A 674-nucleotide genomic window follows, 5' to 3' on the forward strand; every position below is an offset into this window, starting at 1 on the left:
GTGCACCACCTGCCACGGCAGTGGCGCGAAGCCGGGCACCAGCCCGCGGGTGTGCCCGCACTGCAACGGAAGTGGCATCGTCAGTCGAAACCAGGGCGCGTTCGGGTTCAGTGAGCCCTGTGACGACTGCCGCGGCACCGGCTCGATCATCGACGACCCGTGCACCGACTGCCGCGGCACCGGTGTGCAGAACCGCTCGCGCAGCATCACCGTCCGGATTCCCCCGGGCGTGAGMGACGGACAGAAGATCCGGCTCGCCGGGCAGGGCGAGGCGGGGCTGCGCGGTGCGCCGTCCGGCGACCTCTACGTCACCGTGAACGTCAAGGCGGACAAGGTGTTCGGCCGCAACGGCGACGACCTGACGGTCACCGTCCCGGTCAGCTACGGCGAACTGGTGCTCGGCACCACGCTGTCGGTGCCGACCCTGGAGGGCCGCGTAGGCGTCAAGGTGCCGCCCGGCACCGTCGACGGCCGGACCCTGCGGGTGCGTGGCCGCGGCGTGCACAAGCGTGGCGGCGGTGCGGGTGACCTGCTGGTGACCGTGAAGGTGGCGGTGCCGCAGAACCTCGACGACTCGGCCACCGAGGCGTTGCGTACCTACCTCGAGGCAGAGAAGGCCAGCGGCTTCGACCCGAGGGCGGACTGGGCCGGCGCCTGATGTCTGCCCCCTCGAC

1 protein-coding gene and 1 pseudogene are annotated in these 674 nt (G+C 71.5%); both read left to right on the top strand.

Features of this window, described 5'->3' with window-relative positions; genetic code table 11:
* Positions 1–49: 49 nt before the first annotated feature.
* Positions 50–124: pseudogene (locus tag AC1DQC_RS19890) on the top strand (hypothetical protein); the annotation flags it as partial.
* Between the two features lie 105 nt (positions 125–229).
* Positions 230–658 (top strand): DnaJ C-terminal domain-containing protein, encoded by a 429-nt coding sequence (locus tag AC1DQC_RS19895; protein ID WP_477052956.1) that lies wholly within the window; start codon positions 230–232, stop codon positions 656–658.
* Positions 659–674 lie beyond the last annotated feature (16 nt).

The sequence above is a fragment of the Cellulomonas sp. P4_H12 genome, from assembly GCF_056400905.1.